A 14,928-nucleotide genomic window follows, 5' to 3' on the forward strand; every position below is an offset into this window, starting at 1 on the left:
GAAACGCTTGACGGGTCAATACATATCAGGGTGGCCGGCTTCGCCAGCCGCGCGTTCGGCTAGCGGCTGCAAGTCGCATCGGCTCGACGCACCGACCGTTTCAACGCGCGGGCGGCAGAGCCGCCCACCCTACAAGCGCGACAGGCTTTCCAGCGCCGCCTTGAGCGTTTCATCCTTCTTCGCAAAACAGAAGCGCACGATGCCCGATTCGGTCGGCCGGCTGTAGAACGCCGACACCGGGATCGCCGCCACCTTCGCCTCGGCCGTCAGCCACTTCGCAAACTCCGCTTCCGGCATGTCCGAGATCGCGCCATAGCGCACGCACTGGAAATACGTGCCGTCCGCCGGCAGCAGCTCGAAGCGCGTGCCGGCCAGGCCGGCGCGGAACAGGTCGCGCTTCTTCTGGTAGAAGGCCGGCAGGTCCAGGTAGGGCGAGGGATCGGCCATGTAGCCGGCGATCCCATGCTGCATCGGCGTATTCACGGTGAACACGTTGTACTGGTGGACCTTGCGGAACTCCGCCGTCAAGGCAGCCGGCGCCGCCACATAGCCGACCTTCCAGCCGGTGACGTGGTAGGTCTTGCCGAAGCTCGAGATCAGGAAGGCCCGTTCGGCCAGCACAGGGTGGCGCGCGACCGACTCATGCTGCTGGCCATCGAACACCATGTGCTCGTACACCTCGTCCGACAAGACCAGGATATCGCTGCCCTCCACGATGCAGGCCAGCGCATCGAGGTCGGCGGCGCGCAGCACGGAACCGGTGGGGTTGTGCGGCGAGTTCACCACGATCATGCGGGTGCGCGGCGTGACGGCCCCCGCCACGGCATCCCAGGGCACGCTGTAGCCCTGGTCTCCCACCCGCATCGATACCGGCACCGCCACGCCGCCGGCCAGCGCGATCGACGGCAGGTAGCTGTCGTAGGCCGGCTCGATGACGATCACTTCGTCGCCCGGGTGCACGCTGCACAGGATCGCGGTCATGATGGCCTGGGTGGCGCCGGCGGTGACGGTGATCTCGCTGGCCGCATCGTAGCTGCGGCCGTACAGCGCCTCGACCTTGGCCGCGATGGCGCTGCGCAGGGCCGGCACACCGGTCATGAAGGGGTACTGGTTGTGGCCGGCGCGCATGGCCTCGTTCACCAGGTCGACCAGTCGCGGGTCGCAGCCGAAGTCGGGGAAGCCCTGGCCCAGGTTGACGGCGCCATGCTCGGCGGCCAGCTGGGACATCTGGGTGAAGACGGTGGTGCCCACGGCGGGCAGGCGGGTGCGCAGGGAGGGAGTGCTCATGGCGTGGCAGGGAAAGGACATGATGCGCCTATTCTAGCGCGGGCGCGGCGTTCAGCTTGAGCCAGGCTTCCGGGAGCATGATCTTGAACAGCCCGTCGCGCACGGTGCGGCGGTTCAGCTTGAGCAGGGCCTTGTCCTTGGTCACCAGCACCTCGGCGCCGGCGTCGCGCGCCAGTTCCAGGAACTTCTGGTCGTCGCGGTCGGTGCAGACCGGCAGGCGCACGTGCTTCGCGTCCGGCGCCACCACCCGCAGCAGCGCATCGAAGCGCGCCGCCGCAATCGCGCGCGACGCGTCATCGAGCGGCAGGTGGGGGTAGCGCAGCACCGCCAGGTATTCGTCGCGGCAATCGGCGCGCGTTACGGCGACGGTGGCGCCCGATTCGAGGGCCGCCAGCAGTGGCGCCCAGCGCGGGTCCCGGAACACGAACAGGTCGAGGCAGACATTGGTGTCGATGACGATGGGTTTGGCTGGAACGGGTATCATGTGGGCAATATTTTCTTAGTGATTCATCTGATGCTGATTGTCCTGTCGCCCGCCAAGTCCCTCGACCTCGATTCCCCAAGCACCACCAGGAAACATTCCCTGCCTGACTTCATCCCGCAAGCCGCCGAGCTGGTCGAGGTGCTGCGCGGCCATTCGCCGGCCCAGGTGGCGGAACTGATGGACTTGTCAGATACGCTGGCCATGCTGAACGTGTCGCGCTATGCGCACTGGGACGCGGACCACGCCAAGGCGCGCCAGGCGATCATGTCCTTCAATGGCGATGTCTATGGCGGCTTCGATGCGCGCACGCTCGCACCCAAGGAGATCGATTACGCCCAGCGCCACGTGCGCATCCTGTCCGGCCTGTATGGTCTGCTGCGTCCGCTGGACCGCATGCATCCCTACCGCCTGGAAATGGGCACGCGCCTGAAGAACCCGCGCGGGAACAACCTGTACGCATTCTGGGGCGACACCGTCACCGAGGCGCTCAACGACCAGATCGCGGCGACCAGGGCCAAGGCCCTGGTCAACCTGGCATCGGAAGAATACTTCAAGTCGGTCAAGCCGAAACTGCTCGCCGCGCCCGTCATCAACCCGGTCTTCGAGGACTGGAAGAATGGCAAGTACAAGATCATCTCGTTCTTCGCCAAGCGCGCACGCGGCCTGATGGCGCGCTACGCGGCGCAGCACGCCATCAAGGACCCGAACAAGCTCAAGGGATTCGACGTCGACGGCTATGCCTTCGACAGCGCGGCGTCCAGCGAGCGCGACTGGGTATTCAGGCGCCGCCAGGAGGCCTAGGCCGCCGGCGTGGGCCGGCGGCGGGGTACTTACAGCGTCGCGTCTTTCGGGGACGGCTTGGCGCCACCCTTGGACCAGAACTTCCACCATGGCGCGTCGCCCACCGCGTTCGGGTTCAGGAAGCGGCTGTTTGGGTAGTTCAGGACGAACACGCGCTGGCTGTCGTCGCGCAGCACCGGCATGCCGAGCTTGTCGTAGGCGCGGATCATGAGGAACAGCGCTTCTTCGCGCGCCGGGGCATCGCTGTATTCCTGCACGGCGACCTGGGCCCGGTTCAGGGCGGCCAGGTAGGCGCCGCGGCGGTAGTAGTAATTCGCCACGTGCACTTCGTACTGCGCCATCGCGTTGACCAGGTAGTTCATGCGCGCGATCGAATCCGGCGCATATTTACTGTTCGGGAACTTGTCGACCAGGACCTTGAACGCGGCAAAGGCTTCACGCGTTGCCTTCGGGTCGCGCTCGGTCGGGTCCTGCGAGTAGATAAAGCTCAGGAAACCCAGCTGGTCATTGAAGTTGATCAGGCCGCGCAGGTAATACATATAATCGACCTGGGCGTGGTTCGGGTGCAGCTTGATGAAGCGCTCGACCGCGGCCAGGGCTTCCGCCTGGTCCTGCGCCTTGTAGTGCGCATAGGCGATTTCCATCTGCGCCTGGTTGGCGTAGGTGCCGAACGGATAGTTCGATTCGAGGCGCTCGAACAGCTTGATGGCTGCCTCGTAGGAGCCGGAATTCATCTCCCCGCGCGCCTCAGCGTATAATTTCTCCGCTGACCAGTTTTTGGTTTCATCGGCACGCTCAGGCAACATGCTGCAAGCGGACAGACCGACAAGGGCGCAAGCGGCGACCAACACAGACAATTTTTTTTGCATAGCTCTTTGCAAGAAAGTTTTACCTAGATTCAACGAACGGCTGATTATAGCCGATGGGACTCACGTGATATTAACTCCTGCGCCGAATTCGGCGGAATTGCCTTTCAACCCTGAGCTGGATGCGGAAGATGCGCACCTGGACGATGACCTGGACGGCGGCTTCGAGCTGGCCGCGCCCGGCATCGACTTCTCGCCGATCACCCTGCACCTGACGCCCGAGGTCTGCGGCCAGCGCATCGACAAGGTCGTCGCCGGCCTGGTGCCGCAGTTCTCGCGCGCCCGCCTGCAGCTGTGGTTCGAAGCCGGCTTCGTCAAGGTGGACGGCAAGCCGGCCAAGGGCAAGAGCACCGCCTACGGCGACGAAACCGTGGTCATCGAACCGCAGGCCGCGCCGGAAGACACGGCCTTTACGCCCGAAGCGATGGACCTGGACATCGTCTACGAGGACGACGACATTTTGGTGGTCAACAAGCCGGCCGGGCTGGTCGTGCACCCGGGCGCCGGCAACTGGACCGGCACCTTGCTCAACGGCCTGCTGCACCATTGCCCGCAACTGGTGGGCGTGCCGCGCGCCGGCATCGTGCACCGCCTCGACAAGGATACGAGCGGCCTGATGGTAGTGGGCAAGAACCTGGCGGCGCAGACCGACCTGGTGCGCCAGCTGCAGGCGCGCACCGTCAAGCGCGAATACTTCGCGCTGGTCTGGGGCACCCCGAAAATCCGCGGCACCATCGATGCCGGCATGGGCCGCCACCCGAAGGACCGGGTCAAGATGGCGGTGTCGTCGAGCCCGTTCTCCAAGCCGGCCATCACCCACTACAAGCTGGTCGCCACCGGCTCGCTCGACCGCCGCCCGGTATCGCTGGTGCGCTGTAACCTGGAAACGGGGCGCACCCACCAGATCCGCGTCCACATGCAGCACCTGGGTTTCGCCCTCATCGGCGATTCGGTCTATGGCAAGCAGCACCTGACCCCGGTCTTCCACCGCCAGGCCCTGCAGGCGCGCCGCCTCGGCCTGGTGCACCCGGCCACCGGCGAGCAGTGCGAATGGACGGTGCCGCTGGCCGACGACTTCGCCGAGCTCATCGCCAAAGCCGGCATCCCCGAACCGGGCGACGACAACATCGAAGCATGATGGAGGCGTCCAGCCTCGTATGGCCACACTGGCCCGACCTGCCGGCCACCGTGGGCGCGCTTGCGACCAGCCGTGATGGCGGGGTCAGCCAGGGGCCCTACGACGACGGCAAGGGTGGGGGCGGGTTGAATCTTGGCCTGCACTGCGGCGACGACCCCGAACTCGTGCGCGTGAACCGCGAGCGCCTGCAGGCTTGCCTGCCGGGCCGCCCGGCCTGGATCGCGCAGGTGCATGGCGCCGCCGTGGTCGACGCCGCCACCGTTGGCCCAGGGCAGCCGGTGCGCACGGGCGACGCCAGCGTCGCCACGCAATCCGGCGTGGTGTGCGCGATCATGACCGCCGACTGCCTGCCGGTGCTGTTCTCCAGCCTGGACGGCAAGGTGGTGGGTGCGGCCCATGCCGGCTGGCGCGGGCTGGCCGGCGGCGTGCTGGGCGAGACCGTGCGCGCCATGCGCGCGGCAGGCGCCGGGGACATCACCGCATGGATGGGGCCGGCGATCGGCCCCACCGCCTTCGAGGTGGGCGCCGAGGTGCGCGACGCCTTTGCCGCGGCGATGCCGGGGGAGGCGACGCTGGCCGCTTTTTCGCCAGTCTTTGACCAACCGGTAAAATTCTTGGCCGACATTTTTATGCTGGCGCGCCTGATGCTGGAACGCGATGGCGTGACCCGCATCCACGGCGGCGGCGTCTGCACGGCCACGGCGCCGGAACGCTTTTATTCCTACCGGCGCGACCACGTCACCGGCCGCCAGGCCAGCCTGATCTGGATCAAGTAGGGCACGGTGCGCCGGGCGAGAATACTCAGCTGCCCGGGGCGCCGCTGTCGCCATCGATACCGGTGGCGGCCGGCGCTACTGCCGCGTTGTTCCGTGCCTGGGCTTCGCGCCGCGCGCGCCGGCGTTTTGACCCGGTGAGATAGAAAACAATGGATAATGGCAGGGCGCAATAGAACAGGAACGTCATCAGTCCATGCACGATGGTCGGTTCGGTCGCTGCCATCAGCACCACGACATAAATCCAGGCTACGGCGACGATCCACATGAGCTTTCTCCTTGATGTACCGAAACTAAAATAACGGACGTTGACATGAATATGCCTGATCCCCAAGCTTTTGCCGCCTCCTGGATGACCCAATTCGCCGACCCGACGCTCTGGCAGGGCTGGACCAGCTTGCCGCAAGCGATGCCTGGCATGGCCCCGCCCGCGGGCGGCGCCAATCCGCTGGCCGGCATCCTCAAGGATTTCGGGGTGGGTATCGCTCCGGCGAAGCTCGAGGCGATTCGCGATGACTACCTCAAGAAGGCCGGCGCGCTGTGGCAGGATTTTATCAGTGGCAAGCCGGCCGAGTTCCATGACAAGCGTTTCTCGGCTGCCGAATGGCGCGACAACCCGATGTCGGCGTTCTCGGCCGCGTCCTATCTCCTCAATTCCGAATTCATGCTGGCCCTGGCCGACGCCGTCGACGCCGCCCCGCGCGAGCGCCAGAAGATCCGCTTCACGGTCCAGCAAGTGGTCGACGCCATGTCGCCCGCGAACTTCTTCGCCACCAACCCGGAAGCGCAAAAGAAACTCATCGAGACCAAGGGAGAGAGCCTGGCCAAGGGCTTGAGCAATATGCTGGCGGACATCCAAAAGGGCCGCATCTCGCAGACCGACGAGTCGGCCTTCGTGGTGGGCGAGAATGTCGGCACCTCGAGCGGCCAGGTGGTGTTCGAGAACGAACTGTTCCAGCTGATCCAGTACACGCCGGCTACCCCGACCGTGAAGGCGGTGCCGCTGGTGATGATCCCGCCGTGCATCAACAAGTTCTACATCCTCGACCTGCAGCCGGAAAATTCCCTGGTGCGCTACGTGGTGGAGCAGGGCAATACGGTGTTCATGGTCTCGTGGCGCAACCCGGACCGCACGCTCGGCAATACCACCTGGGACGACTACGTGGAAACGGGCGCCATCAAGGCGATCGAGGTGGTGCGCGAGATCACCGGCCAGGACAAGACCCATGTGTTCGGCTTCTGCGTAGGCGGCACCATCGCCGCCACCGCGCTGGCCGTGCTCGCCGCCCGTGGCCAGCAGCCGGCCGCCAGCCTGTCGCTGCTGACCACCTTGCTGGACTTCAGCGACACCGGCGTGCTCGAGGTGTTCGTCGATGAAGCGCAAGTGGCGCACCGCGAGCAGTCGCTCGCCAAGGGCGGCCTGATGCCGGGGCGCGACCTGGCCACCACCTTCTCGGCCCTGCGCCCGAACGACCTGGTGTGGAACTACGTGCAGCAGAACTACCTCAAGGGCAAGGAACCGCCGGCCTTCGACCTGCTGTACTGGAATGCCGACAGCACCAACCTGCCGGGCCCGATGTTCTGCTGGTACCTGCGCAACACCTACCTGGAAAACAAGCTGCGCGAACCGGGCGCGCTGACGGTCGCCGGCGTACCGGTCGACCTCGGCAAGATCGATGCCCCGGTGTTCCTGTATGGATCGAAGGAAGACCACATCGTGCCGTGGGAAGCGGCGTTCGCCTCGATGGCGCTGCTGAACCCGAAGAACGCCAAGGCCAACCGCTACGTGCTGGGCGCCTCGGGCCACATCGCCGGGGTGATCAACCCGGCGGCCAAGAACAAGCGCAGCCACTGGGTCAATGACAAGGGCGGCAAGCAGCGTCCGAAGACGGCCGCAGCCTGGATGGCCGGCGCGACCGAGCAGAAGGGCAGCTGGTGGCCGGAATGGGCCAAGTTCCTGGCGCAGAACGGCGGCGCGGACGTGCCGGCGCCTAGCGCGGCGGGCAACGACAAGTACCAGCCGACCGAAGCGGCGCCGGGCCGTTACGTCAAGGCCCGCGCTGATTGATCGATGCCAAAATCATCACGGAAGTGAGCATCCTAATAATTGCTGCACCTGCGCGCGCGTCGTGGTATGGTGTGAAACTCTCCGTCCCGCAAGGCAATATCCTGCCTCGTGGACGGCCCCCGGGCCGGCTTTTTTGGTGACCAATCAAGAAAAATAGCGGGCGGCCTACGCTGCCGCAACGCACAACGATGAGACATGAGATGAGTAGTGCAAAAAAGAGTGCTGAACGTTTGATCAAGAAATACCCGAACCGCCGTCTGTACGATACCCAGACCAGTTCCTATATCACCCTGACCGACGTAAAGCAGCTGGTGCTCGATGCCGACGAATTCACCGTCGTCGACGCCAAGAGCAACGAAGACCTGACCCGCAGCATCCTGCTCCAGATCATCCTGGAAGAGGAAGCCAATGGCGCGCCGATGTTCTCCAGCGCCGTCCTGTCCCAGATCATCCGGTATTACGGCCACGCGATGCAGGGCATGATGGGTTCTTACCTGGAAAAGAACGTCCAGGCCTTCACCGACATCCAGAACAAGTTCACCAGCAACGCGGCCGGCGCCATCGAAGGCAAGCCCTTCAGCCCGGAAATGTGGACCCAGTTCATGAACGTCCAGGGCCCGATGATGCAGGGCATGATGAACAACTACATCGACCAGTCGAAGAGCCTGTTCATGCAGATGCAGGAACAGATGCAGAGCCAGTCCAAGGCCATGTTCGGCGCCTTCCCCTTCCCAGGCGTCACGCCAACCGACAAGAAGTAGCCTTTTTGCGACACCCGCCGGCCCCTGCAAGGGCCGGCGCGGCTCCCCGCCGGTTCCCTCTGGCGACCCGCTTCGGGTACAATCGCGGATTGCCCAGAAACTTTGCATCCGCTCATGACCGAACTCCGCCGCAATCCGCTCCCAGCCAACGCTGCCGCCCCCGTCGCTCCTGCCATGCCCGCGCTCGTCATCCCGAGCCCGGCCGCAGGCGTGGCTGCGCCGAAAGTCGGCTTCGTGTCGCTCGGCTGCCCCAAGGCGCTGGTCGACTCCGAGCAGATCCTGACGCAACTGCGCGCGGAAGGCTACCAGACCGCCAACTCCTATGACGGCGCCGACCTGGTCATCGTCAACACCTGCGGCTTCATCGACGCCGCGGTGCAGGAATCGCTCGACGCGATCGGCGAAGCGCTGGCCGAAAACGGCAAGGTCATCGTTACCGGTTGCCTGGGCGCCAAGAAAGATGCGGCGGGCGACGACATCATCACCAAGGTGCACCCGAAGGTGCTGGCCGTGACCGGCCCGCACGCCGTGACGGAAGTGATGGAGTCGGTCCACCTGCACCTGCCGCGGCCCGAGCACAACCCCTTCCTCGACCTGGTGCCCAATACCGGCGTCAAGCTCACGCCCAAGCACTACGCCTACCTCAAGATTTCCGAAGGCTGCAACCACCGCTGCAGCTTCTGCATCATCCCGTCGATGCGCGGCGACCTGGTGTCGCGCCCGATCCACGAGGTGCTGCAGGAAGCCGAGAACCTGTTCAAGGCCGGCGTCAAGGAACTGCTGGTGATCTCGCAGGACACCAGCGCCTACGGCGTGGACGTCAAGTTCAAGCTCGGCTTCTGGAAGGGCCGCCCGGTCAAGACCCACATGACGCAGCTGGCCGAAGCCCTGCGCGAGATGGCGCGCGAGCACGGCGCCTGGGTGCGCATGCACTACGTCTACCCGTACCCGCACGTCGACCAGGTGATCCCGCTGATGAGCGATGGCCACCTGCTGCCTTACCTCGACATCCCGATGCAGCACGCCCACCCGGACGTGTTGAAGCGCATGAAGCGCCCGGCCAGCGGCGAGAAGAACCTCGACCGCATCCTGGCGTGGCGCAAGATGAACCCGGACCTCACCATCCGCTCGACCTTCATCGCCGGCTTCCCGGGCGAGACCGAAGAAGAATTCGAATACCTGCTGGACTTCCTGCGCGAAGCGCAGATCGATCGCCTGGGCTGTTTCGCTTATTCGCCGGTCGAAGGCGCCACCGCCAACGAACTGGCCAATCCGGTGCCGGAAGCGGTGCGCGAAGAGCGCCGCGCGCGCGTCATGCTGCTGCAGGAAGAAATCTCGCTCAAGCGCATGCAGGCCAAGGTCGGCCGCACCATGCGCGTGCTGGTCGATGAAGTGGGCGCGCGCGAAGCGATCGGCCGCAGCGCCGCCGATGCGCCGGAAATCGACGGCGTGGTCCATATCAAGCGCTCGCTCACGCCGGGCAAGGCCAAGCCGACCGTCGGCCAGTTCATCGACGTCGTGATCACCAAGGCCGACGCCCACGACCTGTGGGCCAGCGTCGCCTGAGCACGCAGAAGGAGCGCGCATGAAGAAGTCGGTCGAGACCTCCCTGATCCACAGCGATTACGTCCCGCCCGGCGGCTTCGATGCCTTCCCACCCGGCACCCACCGGGCTTCCACCGTCCTGTTCGAGAATGTCGCCGCGATGCGCTCGGGACAGTGGAAGGACAAGACCGGCTACACCTACGGCCTGCACGGCACCCCCACCACGTTCACGCTGGAAGCGCGCCTGGCCGCCATCGAAGGCGGCGCGCACTGCCTGCTGGCGCCGTCCGGCCTGGCGGCGATCGCGATGATCAACTTCGCCTTCCTGAAAAGCGGCGACGACGTGCTGCTGCCCGAGAACGTCTACAACCCGAACCGCGAACTGGGACGCTGGCTGGCGCAGGACTATGGCGTCAGCGCGCGTTTCTACGACCCGATGATCGGCGCCGGCATCGCGGGCCTGATCCGGCCTGAGACCAGGCTGGTGTGGGCGGAGGCGCCGGGATCGGTGTCGATGGAAGTGCCGGACCTGCCGGCGATCTGCCGCGCCGCGAAAGAGAAGGGCGTTCCGGTCGCCCTCGACAACACCTGGTCGGCGGGCCTGGCGCTGCGCGGCTTCGACGTGGGGGCCGACATCGTCATGCATGCGCTCACCAAGTACCAGTCCGGCGGGGCCGACCTGTTGATGGGCGCCGTCATCACGCGCGCGGCCGCGCTCAACGAGCAGTTGGCACAGGCCCACATGCGTCTGGGCCTCGGTGTTGGCGCGGATGATGCCTACCTCGTGATGCGCGGCCTGCCGACCATGAAGCTGCGTTTCGACGCCCACGATGCCGGCGCGCGCACGCTGGCGGCCTGGTTCAAGTCGCGTCCGGAAATTACCAAGGTGCTGCACCCGGCCTTCGAGGATTGCCCGGGACACGCCCACTGGCAGCGCGATTTTAGCGGCGCCGGCGGCCTGTTCTCGGTGCTGTTCGATCCGCGCTATACCGAAGCGCAGACCGATCGCTTCGTCGATGCCTTGAGCTTGTTCGGCCTTGGCTACAGCTGGGGTGGTCCGAACAGCCTGGTGATGCCGTACCGGATCAGGGCGATCCGCAGCGGGTGGCAGGACGCGGGCATGCTGGTGCGCTTCAATGTCGGCCTGGAAGACCCGCAGGATCTGATCGCCGACATCGAACAGGCGCTAGAACAATTGTTAGCGTAGGGTGGTCGGCTCCGCCGACCGCGTGTTCAAGCTGCGCCTGTGTCGCCACGGTGCGGGCCGGAGTCGAACGCGCGGTCGGGGAACCCGACCACCCTACCAGACCGAACTGCGATTACACCGGCATGGCCCGGTTGCTGTTCAGGTCCAGGAAGCCGCGGATGATGCGGTAGGCTGCCCACAGCCAGGCCGCGCCCCACACCAGCAGCGCAAGCGGGATGCCGATGACGGTCACCGCCAGCACCCAGGCCACCGCCGACCACACCACGTACCACCAGAACGCCCCGATCATCCAGGAGTGGTGCGAATACACGATGGTGCCTTGCGTCTCGGGGCGCTTGACGTAGTTGACGATCAGGACAAGGATCGACAGCAGGCCGGCCGAGAACAGGAAGGTCAGCGCATGTGCGATGTACAGGAGGCGCGCGAACTGCTTGGCGTCCTCGGTTCCGCGATCCATTACCAGGTCTTGCGACATCAGCTTTCTCCTCAGTTGGCCACCGGAAACGCCCGGCACGCGACGCATTGTAGCAGCGAGTGCTGCTGTTTTACCAACATAGGGTCGCTGGCCGGGTTCTTCAAGACTGGCCTAGTTGCGATTCGACCCAGGCGACCAGCCGGCCGGCGTCCATGGCCCCCGCCTGGCGCGCGATTTCGCTGCCGCCGCGGAACAGGGCCAGGGTGGGAATGCTGCGGATGGCGAAGCGCGCCGCCAGGTCCTGGTTGCGTTCGGTATCGACCTTCAGCAGCCGCACCCGTGGTTCCAGGCGCTGGGCCGCCTGCGCGAAGTGGGGCGCCATCATCTTGCACGGCCCGCACCACTCGGCCCAGAAATCGACCAGCACCGGGATGTCGTTGCGGGCGATATGCTTGCCAAAGCGCGCGCTGTCGGCTTCCAGCGGCTTGGCGGTAAACAGCGCCTGGGCGCACTTGCCGCACACGGGCGCGTCGCGCAGCCGCTCCAACGCAAGCCGGTTGACGGCCTCGCATTGCGGGCAGACGATATGGATCGGTTCGCTCATTCCTGCTCCTCGGGTTTCCTGGACAGGCCGATTGTAAGCCGATCGGCGCGCGCATGCAGGCGAACGTTGCCAGCGATGCGCCACCGGCGGCGGCCATTGCGTAGAATCGTGGCATTGCCACATTTGCCACATCCATGACCAAGAAAGCCACACCGACGGGCCGCCTGCTGGTCGGCTGTGCCGGCTCCAGCCTGCCCAAGGCCAGCGCCGACGCCTTTCCGGCCGAAGGCAGCCACCTGGAACGCTATGCCGCCGTGTTCCCCGCGCTGGAGATCAACTCGTCCTTCTACCGCCCGCACCGGCCGGCCACCTATGTGCGCTGGGCCGATTCGGTCCCCGAGGATTTCCGCTTTGCGGTCAAGGTGCCGCGCGCCATCACGCACGACGCCCGCCTGGTCGATGTCGAGCAGCTGCTGGTGCAGTTCGCCCATGAGGCGGGAGAGCTGGGCGACAAGCTGGGCTGCCTGCTGGTGCAGCTGCCGCCCAAGTTCGGCTTCATCGACCAGGCCGCGCGCGATTTCTTCGGCCAGCTGCACCGGATCTTTGGCTGCAGTGTCGCGTTCGAGGCGCGGCATCCGAGCTGGTTTTCGGAGGCCGCGACCGAGCTGTTGGCCGAGCACCGCGTCACCCGGGTCATTGCCGACCCGGCCGCCGGCCAGCCCGGACCGCACGTGCCGACCAGTGCCGAGACAGTCTACGTGCGCCTGCACGGCACGCCGCGCATCTACTATTCGCGCTATACGCCCGAGTATGTCGAATCGGTGCGGCGCGACCTGGCCCGGCATGTCGCGGCCGGCCGTACCTGCTGGTGCATCTTCGATAACACCGCCTCTGGCGAAGCGGTCGCCAATGCGCTGGAGCTGCTGCATGGGACCGATGGACAGGCGCTCGACGACAAGGCGATACTGTCGCCACCATGGTGACCGCCAGCTTTCGTTTCCATGCGCAGCTCAATGCCTTCCTGCCGCGCGAGCGGCGGCAGCAGGAGTTCGCGCTGCCTTGCGCGCGCGACGCCACGGTCAAGCACATCATCGAAGCGCTGGGCGTGCCCCATACGGAAGTCGGCCTGCTGCTGGTGAACGGGGAGCAGGCCGGCTTCGACCAGCGGTTGGATGACGGCGACCGCGTGGGGGTGTATCCATCCTTCGGGACCGCCGAGGACGGACCGTTGCAGCAGCTGCGCGTGTGGCCTGCGGGGCGCTTGCGCTTTGTCGCCGATGCCCACCTGGGCGCCCTGGCGCGGCTGCTGCGCATGGCGGGGTACGACACGCTCTACGACAATCACTACCACGACGACGAGATCGAACGCGTCGCGCGCGCGGAAGGCCGCGTGTTGCTGACACGGGACCGCGAGCTGCTCAAGCGCCGCACGGTTGAGCTCGGCTGCTACCTGCATGCGATCGATCCGCCAGCACAGTTGCGCGAACTGTTCGCACGGCTGCGGCTGGCAGGCGACGTGCGGGCGTTTTCCTTGTGCCTGCACTGCAACCAGCCGCTGCGCCCGGCCAGCAAGGCGGAGGTGCTCGATCGCCTGCCGCCGCGCGTCGCCGCGACCCATGAGGACTTCACGACGTGCGACCAGTGCTGCCGCGTCTACTGGAACGGCTCGCATCATGAGCGCATGCGAACGCTGCTCGAGGGCGTGGCGCGCACCTCCACTGATGTAGAATTGCCGCCACTCCCAGACTCCCCCGCGTGACAGCGTGACCGAACCCGTTTCGCCGTTTCCCTTCCCGATTCGCAGCGCGTGCCCGCCCGGCGCCTGCGTGTGCGAGTACGACCGTGTCGTGGCCGACCCGCAGGCCGACCACCGGCCGCTGGCGCTCAACCGCCTGCAGGAACAGAAGCTCATCGAACGCATCGAGCGCATCGAGAGCTACGAAGACCTGAAACATGTGCAGGCGGTGATTCACCGCAACCTGGGCGTCGCGCTGCGCATCGAACCGGGACCGAACGAGGTGCGCACCGTGCGCGGCATCATCGTGGTGCTGGAAGAAAAGCCCGGGCTGTGCAAGAAGGCGCGCCAGTCGATCCCGGCGGCCGTGCGGCGCTGCCTCAACGAGCGGCCCGAGATCGCGTATGCGCTGCTCGACGCCCACGACCTGTTCGGTGCGCCCTAGCCGGAAGACCAGTCCGGCGCGCGTTTCGCTTGGCTCTTATACAATGTGGACGAGGCGGCAACGGCCGCATGCTTTCGTTTATCAGGAGAAGACAATGTCGGGCTACAGCATCAACATCGAAGAGAAAACCCTTGCCGGTAATAATTTCCGCGAAGTGCTCTACACCACCAAGCGCAGCCAGCTCGTGATCATGACGCTGCAGCCGGGCGAAGAGATCGGCATGGAACACCACGAAGGCCACGACCAGTTCATCCGCGTCGAAGCGGGCGAGGGCGTGGCGATCCTGGATGGCGAGAAGCACGCGCTGGAAGACGGCACCGCAGTCGTGATCCCGGCCGGCACCGAGCACAACGTCATCAACACCTCGACGACCGAGCCGATGCGCCTGTACACCCTGTACACGCCGCCCGAGCACCCGGACGGCATCATCCACGCCAACAAGGCGGAAGCGGACGAGTACGAGCGCCAGCATGGGCATTGATGCCGGCGCACGGGACGAAGTAAAGCCGGCTGGGCCGTAATGCTGTTCAGTTAAGTTGAAATATGCACGTCGTTCCGGCGGAGGCCCACTGCTGTCCGGAATAATTTGCTTGACTTAGCAAGGAGGGGTTGCAGGCATTGGTTTACGAGGGTTAACCTCGGTTTGCCAACTTAAAAACCAAACCTGCAACCATGTACAGCATAACGACATTTCAAGAATTAATGAAGGGGCTGCCCCGCGCTGCCTTCGATCAGGCAGTCGCCCGCCACAATGCCGCCAAATACACCAAGCACTTCAAGCCTTGGAATCACATGACGGCGATGGTGTATGCGCAGGCCAGCGGAGCGCCGAGTTTGCGTGCCCTCGAAACTGGCTTCA

At 65.4% G+C, this 14,928-nt stretch carries 18 protein-coding genes; 12 read left to right on the forward strand and 6 right to left on the reverse strand.

Translation table 11 applies throughout. From position 1 onward, the window contains the following. Positions 1 to 129: 129 nt before the first annotated feature. Together BM031_RS24490 and BM031_RS24495 are read right to left on the reverse strand one after the other, a co-directional pair. Complete coding sequence (locus tag BM031_RS24490; protein WP_091877514.1) at positions 130 to 1,287, reverse strand: pyridoxal phosphate-dependent aminotransferase; 1,158 nt, start codon at positions 1,285 to 1,287, stop codon at positions 130 to 132. 28 nt (positions 1,288 to 1,315) lie between these two features. Continuing rightward, positions 1,316 to 1,771: a putative toxin-antitoxin system toxin component, PIN family gene (locus tag BM031_RS24495; protein ID WP_091877516.1), complete on the reverse strand. Its 456-nt coding sequence runs from the start codon at positions 1,769 to 1,771 to the stop codon at positions 1,316 to 1,318. Between the two features lie 30 nt (positions 1,772 to 1,801). On the opposite strand from BM031_RS24495, the gene yaaA reads away from it, so the two are divergent. Next, positions 1,802 to 2,572 (forward strand): peroxide stress protein YaaA, encoded by a 771-nt coding sequence (gene yaaA / locus BM031_RS24500; RefSeq protein ID WP_091877544.1) that lies wholly within the window; start codon positions 1,802 to 1,804, stop codon positions 2,570 to 2,572. A gap of 29 nt (positions 2,573 to 2,601) precedes the next feature. On the opposite strand, the gene BM031_RS24505 is transcribed toward yaaA, so the two are convergent. Beyond that, entirely contained in the window at positions 2,602 to 3,441 is an 840-nt protein-coding gene (locus tag BM031_RS24505; protein WP_091877518.1) for an outer membrane protein assembly factor BamD, read from the reverse strand. 97 nt (positions 3,442 to 3,538) lie between these two features. Here BM031_RS24505 and BM031_RS24510 point away from each other — a divergent pair, with 97 nt between their 5' ends. Together BM031_RS24510 and pgeF are read left to right on the forward strand one after the other, a co-directional pair. Further along, positions 3,539 to 4,576 (forward strand): RluA family pseudouridine synthase, encoded by a 1,038-nt coding sequence (locus BM031_RS24510; protein WP_229409186.1) that lies wholly within the window; start codon positions 3,539 to 3,541, stop codon positions 4,574 to 4,576. After that, a complete protein-coding gene (pgeF, locus tag BM031_RS24515) occupies positions 4,576 to 5,352 on the forward strand; it encodes a peptidoglycan editing factor PgeF (protein WP_091877522.1) in 777 nt (258 codons plus the stop codon). Before BM031_RS24510 ends, pgeF begins: the two co-directional genes overlap by 1 nt. Positions 5,353 to 5,377: 25 nt before the next feature. Here pgeF and BM031_RS24520 read toward each other — a convergent pair whose 3' ends face one another. Continuing rightward, the gene (locus tag BM031_RS24520) at positions 5,378 to 5,617 is read right to left on the reverse strand and encodes a hypothetical protein (protein ID WP_091877524.1); all 240 of its coding nucleotides are present in this window, start codon (positions 5,615 to 5,617) and stop codon (positions 5,378 to 5,380) included. A 45-nt stretch (positions 5,618 to 5,662) separates the two neighbouring features. Between BM031_RS24520 and phaC the strand changes: the two genes are divergently transcribed. The 4 genes from phaC to BM031_RS24540 all read left to right on the forward strand — a co-directional run bounded on the left by phaC (position 5,663) and on the right by BM031_RS24540 (position 10,930). After that, the gene (phaC, locus tag BM031_RS24525; RefSeq protein WP_091877526.1) at positions 5,663 to 7,417 is read left to right on the forward strand and encodes a class I poly(R)-hydroxyalkanoic acid synthase; all 1,755 of its coding nucleotides are present in this window, start codon (positions 5,663 to 5,665) and stop codon (positions 7,415 to 7,417) included. A gap of 200 nt (positions 7,418 to 7,617) precedes the next feature. Next, a complete protein-coding gene (gene phaR, locus BM031_RS24530; RefSeq protein ID WP_091877528.1) occupies positions 7,618 to 8,178 on the forward strand; it encodes a polyhydroxyalkanoate synthesis repressor PhaR in 561 nt (186 codons plus the stop codon). A 174-nt stretch (positions 8,179 to 8,352) separates the two neighbouring features. Beyond that, positions 8,353 to 9,744 carry a 30S ribosomal protein S12 methylthiotransferase RimO gene (rimO, locus tag BM031_RS24535; protein ID WP_091877546.1) on the forward strand — a complete coding sequence of 464 codons (1,392 nt, stop codon included), beginning with the start codon at positions 8,353 to 8,355 and terminating at the stop codon, positions 9,742 to 9,744. A 19-nt stretch (positions 9,745 to 9,763) separates the two neighbouring features. After that, on the forward strand, positions 9,764 to 10,930 hold the full coding sequence (locus BM031_RS24540; protein ID WP_091877530.1) for a cystathionine beta-lyase: 1,167 nt from the start codon (positions 9,764 to 9,766) through the stop codon (positions 10,928 to 10,930). Positions 10,931 to 11,042: 112 nt separating this feature from the next. Here BM031_RS24540 and BM031_RS24545 read toward each other — a convergent pair whose 3' ends face one another. Both BM031_RS24545 and trxC read right to left on the reverse strand, forming a co-directional pair. Continuing rightward, positions 11,043 to 11,405, reverse strand: a complete 363-nt coding sequence (locus tag BM031_RS24545) for a DUF4870 family protein (protein ID WP_091877532.1) — start codon at positions 11,403 to 11,405, stop codon at positions 11,043 to 11,045. Between the two features lie 100 nt (positions 11,406 to 11,505). Then, positions 11,506 to 11,949: a thioredoxin TrxC gene (gene trxC, locus BM031_RS24550; protein ID WP_091877534.1), complete on the reverse strand. Its 444-nt coding sequence runs from the start codon at positions 11,947 to 11,949 to the stop codon at positions 11,506 to 11,508. Positions 11,950 to 12,083: 134 nt separating this feature from the next. On the opposite strand from trxC, the gene BM031_RS24555 reads away from it, so the two are divergent. From BM031_RS24555 to BM031_RS26420, 5 genes are all read left to right on the forward strand, one after another. After that, positions 12,084 to 12,872, forward strand: coding sequence for a DUF72 domain-containing protein (locus tag BM031_RS24555; protein WP_091877536.1), 789 nt, complete (start codon positions 12,084 to 12,086; stop codon positions 12,870 to 12,872). Beyond that, positions 12,866 to 13,648 carry a Mut7-C RNAse domain-containing protein gene (locus BM031_RS24560; RefSeq protein WP_091877538.1) on the forward strand — a complete coding sequence of 261 codons (783 nt, stop codon included), beginning with the start codon at positions 12,866 to 12,868 and terminating at the stop codon, positions 13,646 to 13,648. The genes BM031_RS24555 and BM031_RS24560 overlap by 7 nt, the downstream gene beginning before the upstream one ends. A 4-nt stretch (positions 13,649 to 13,652) precedes the next feature. Further along, positions 13,653 to 14,069: a hypothetical protein gene (locus BM031_RS24565; protein WP_091877540.1), complete on the forward strand. Its 417-nt coding sequence runs from the start codon at positions 13,653 to 13,655 to the stop codon at positions 14,067 to 14,069. A gap of 94 nt (positions 14,070 to 14,163) precedes the next feature. Next, on the forward strand, positions 14,164 to 14,550 hold the full coding sequence (locus tag BM031_RS24570; RefSeq protein WP_091877542.1) for a cupin domain-containing protein: 387 nt from the start codon (positions 14,164 to 14,166) through the stop codon (positions 14,548 to 14,550). Between the two features lie 191 nt (positions 14,551 to 14,741). After that, positions 14,742 to 14,928, forward strand: a 187-nt coding sequence (locus tag BM031_RS26420; RefSeq protein WP_143084708.1) for a DUF4372 domain-containing protein, incomplete at its 3' end; no start/stop codon positions are given.

Source organism: Massilia yuzhufengensis, from assembly GCF_900112225.1.
GTDB lineage: Bacteria > Pseudomonadota > Gammaproteobacteria > Burkholderiales > Burkholderiaceae_D > Telluria > Telluria yuzhufengensis.

Bases quoted from the DNA above. Each gene is read 5' to 3' on its own strand.
- phaC (WP_091877526.1), top strand. From the start codon at position 5,663: ATGAATATGCCTGATCCCCAAGCTTTTGCCGCCTCCTGGATGACCCAA.
- phaR (WP_091877528.1), top strand. From the start codon at position 7,618: ATGAGTAGTGCAAAAAAGAGTGCTGAACGTTTGATCAAGAAATACCCG.
- pgeF (WP_091877522.1), top strand. From the start codon at position 4,576: ATGGAGGCGTCCAGCCTCGTATGGCCACACTGGCCCGACCTGCCGGCC.
- BM031_RS24560 (WP_091877538.1), top strand. From the start codon at position 12,866: ATGGTGACCGCCAGCTTTCGTTTCCATGCGCAGCTCAATGCCTTCCTG.
- yaaA (WP_091877544.1), top strand. From the start codon at position 1,802: ATGCTGATTGTCCTGTCGCCCGCCAAGTCCCTCGACCTCGATTCCCCA.
- rimO (WP_091877546.1), top strand. From the start codon at position 8,353: ATGCCCGCGCTCGTCATCCCGAGCCCGGCCGCAGGCGTGGCTGCGCCG.
- BM031_RS24520 (WP_091877524.1), bottom strand. From the start codon at position 5,617: ATGTGGATCGTCGCCGTAGCCTGGATTTATGTCGTGGTGCTGATGGCA.
- BM031_RS24540 (WP_091877530.1), top strand. From the start codon at position 9,764: ATGAAGAAGTCGGTCGAGACCTCCCTGATCCACAGCGATTACGTCCCG.
- BM031_RS24495 (WP_091877516.1), bottom strand. From the start codon at position 1,771: ATGATACCCGTTCCAGCCAAACCCATCGTCATCGACACCAATGTCTGC.
- BM031_RS24505 (WP_091877518.1), bottom strand. From the start codon at position 3,441: ATGCAAAAAAAATTGTCTGTGTTGGTCGCCGCTTGCGCCCTTGTCGGT.
- BM031_RS24545 (WP_091877532.1), bottom strand. From the start codon at position 11,405: ATGTCGCAAGACCTGGTAATGGATCGCGGAACCGAGGACGCCAAGCAG.
- BM031_RS24490 (WP_091877514.1), bottom strand. From the start codon at position 1,287: ATGAGCACTCCCTCCCTGCGCACCCGCCTGCCCGCCGTGGGCACCACC.
- trxC (WP_091877534.1), bottom strand. From the start codon at position 11,949: ATGAGCGAACCGATCCATATCGTCTGCCCGCAATGCGAGGCCGTCAAC.
- BM031_RS24570 (WP_091877542.1), top strand. From the start codon at position 14,164: ATGTCGGGCTACAGCATCAACATCGAAGAGAAAACCCTTGCCGGTAAT.
- BM031_RS24555 (WP_091877536.1), top strand. From the start codon at position 12,084: ATGACCAAGAAAGCCACACCGACGGGCCGCCTGCTGGTCGGCTGTGCC.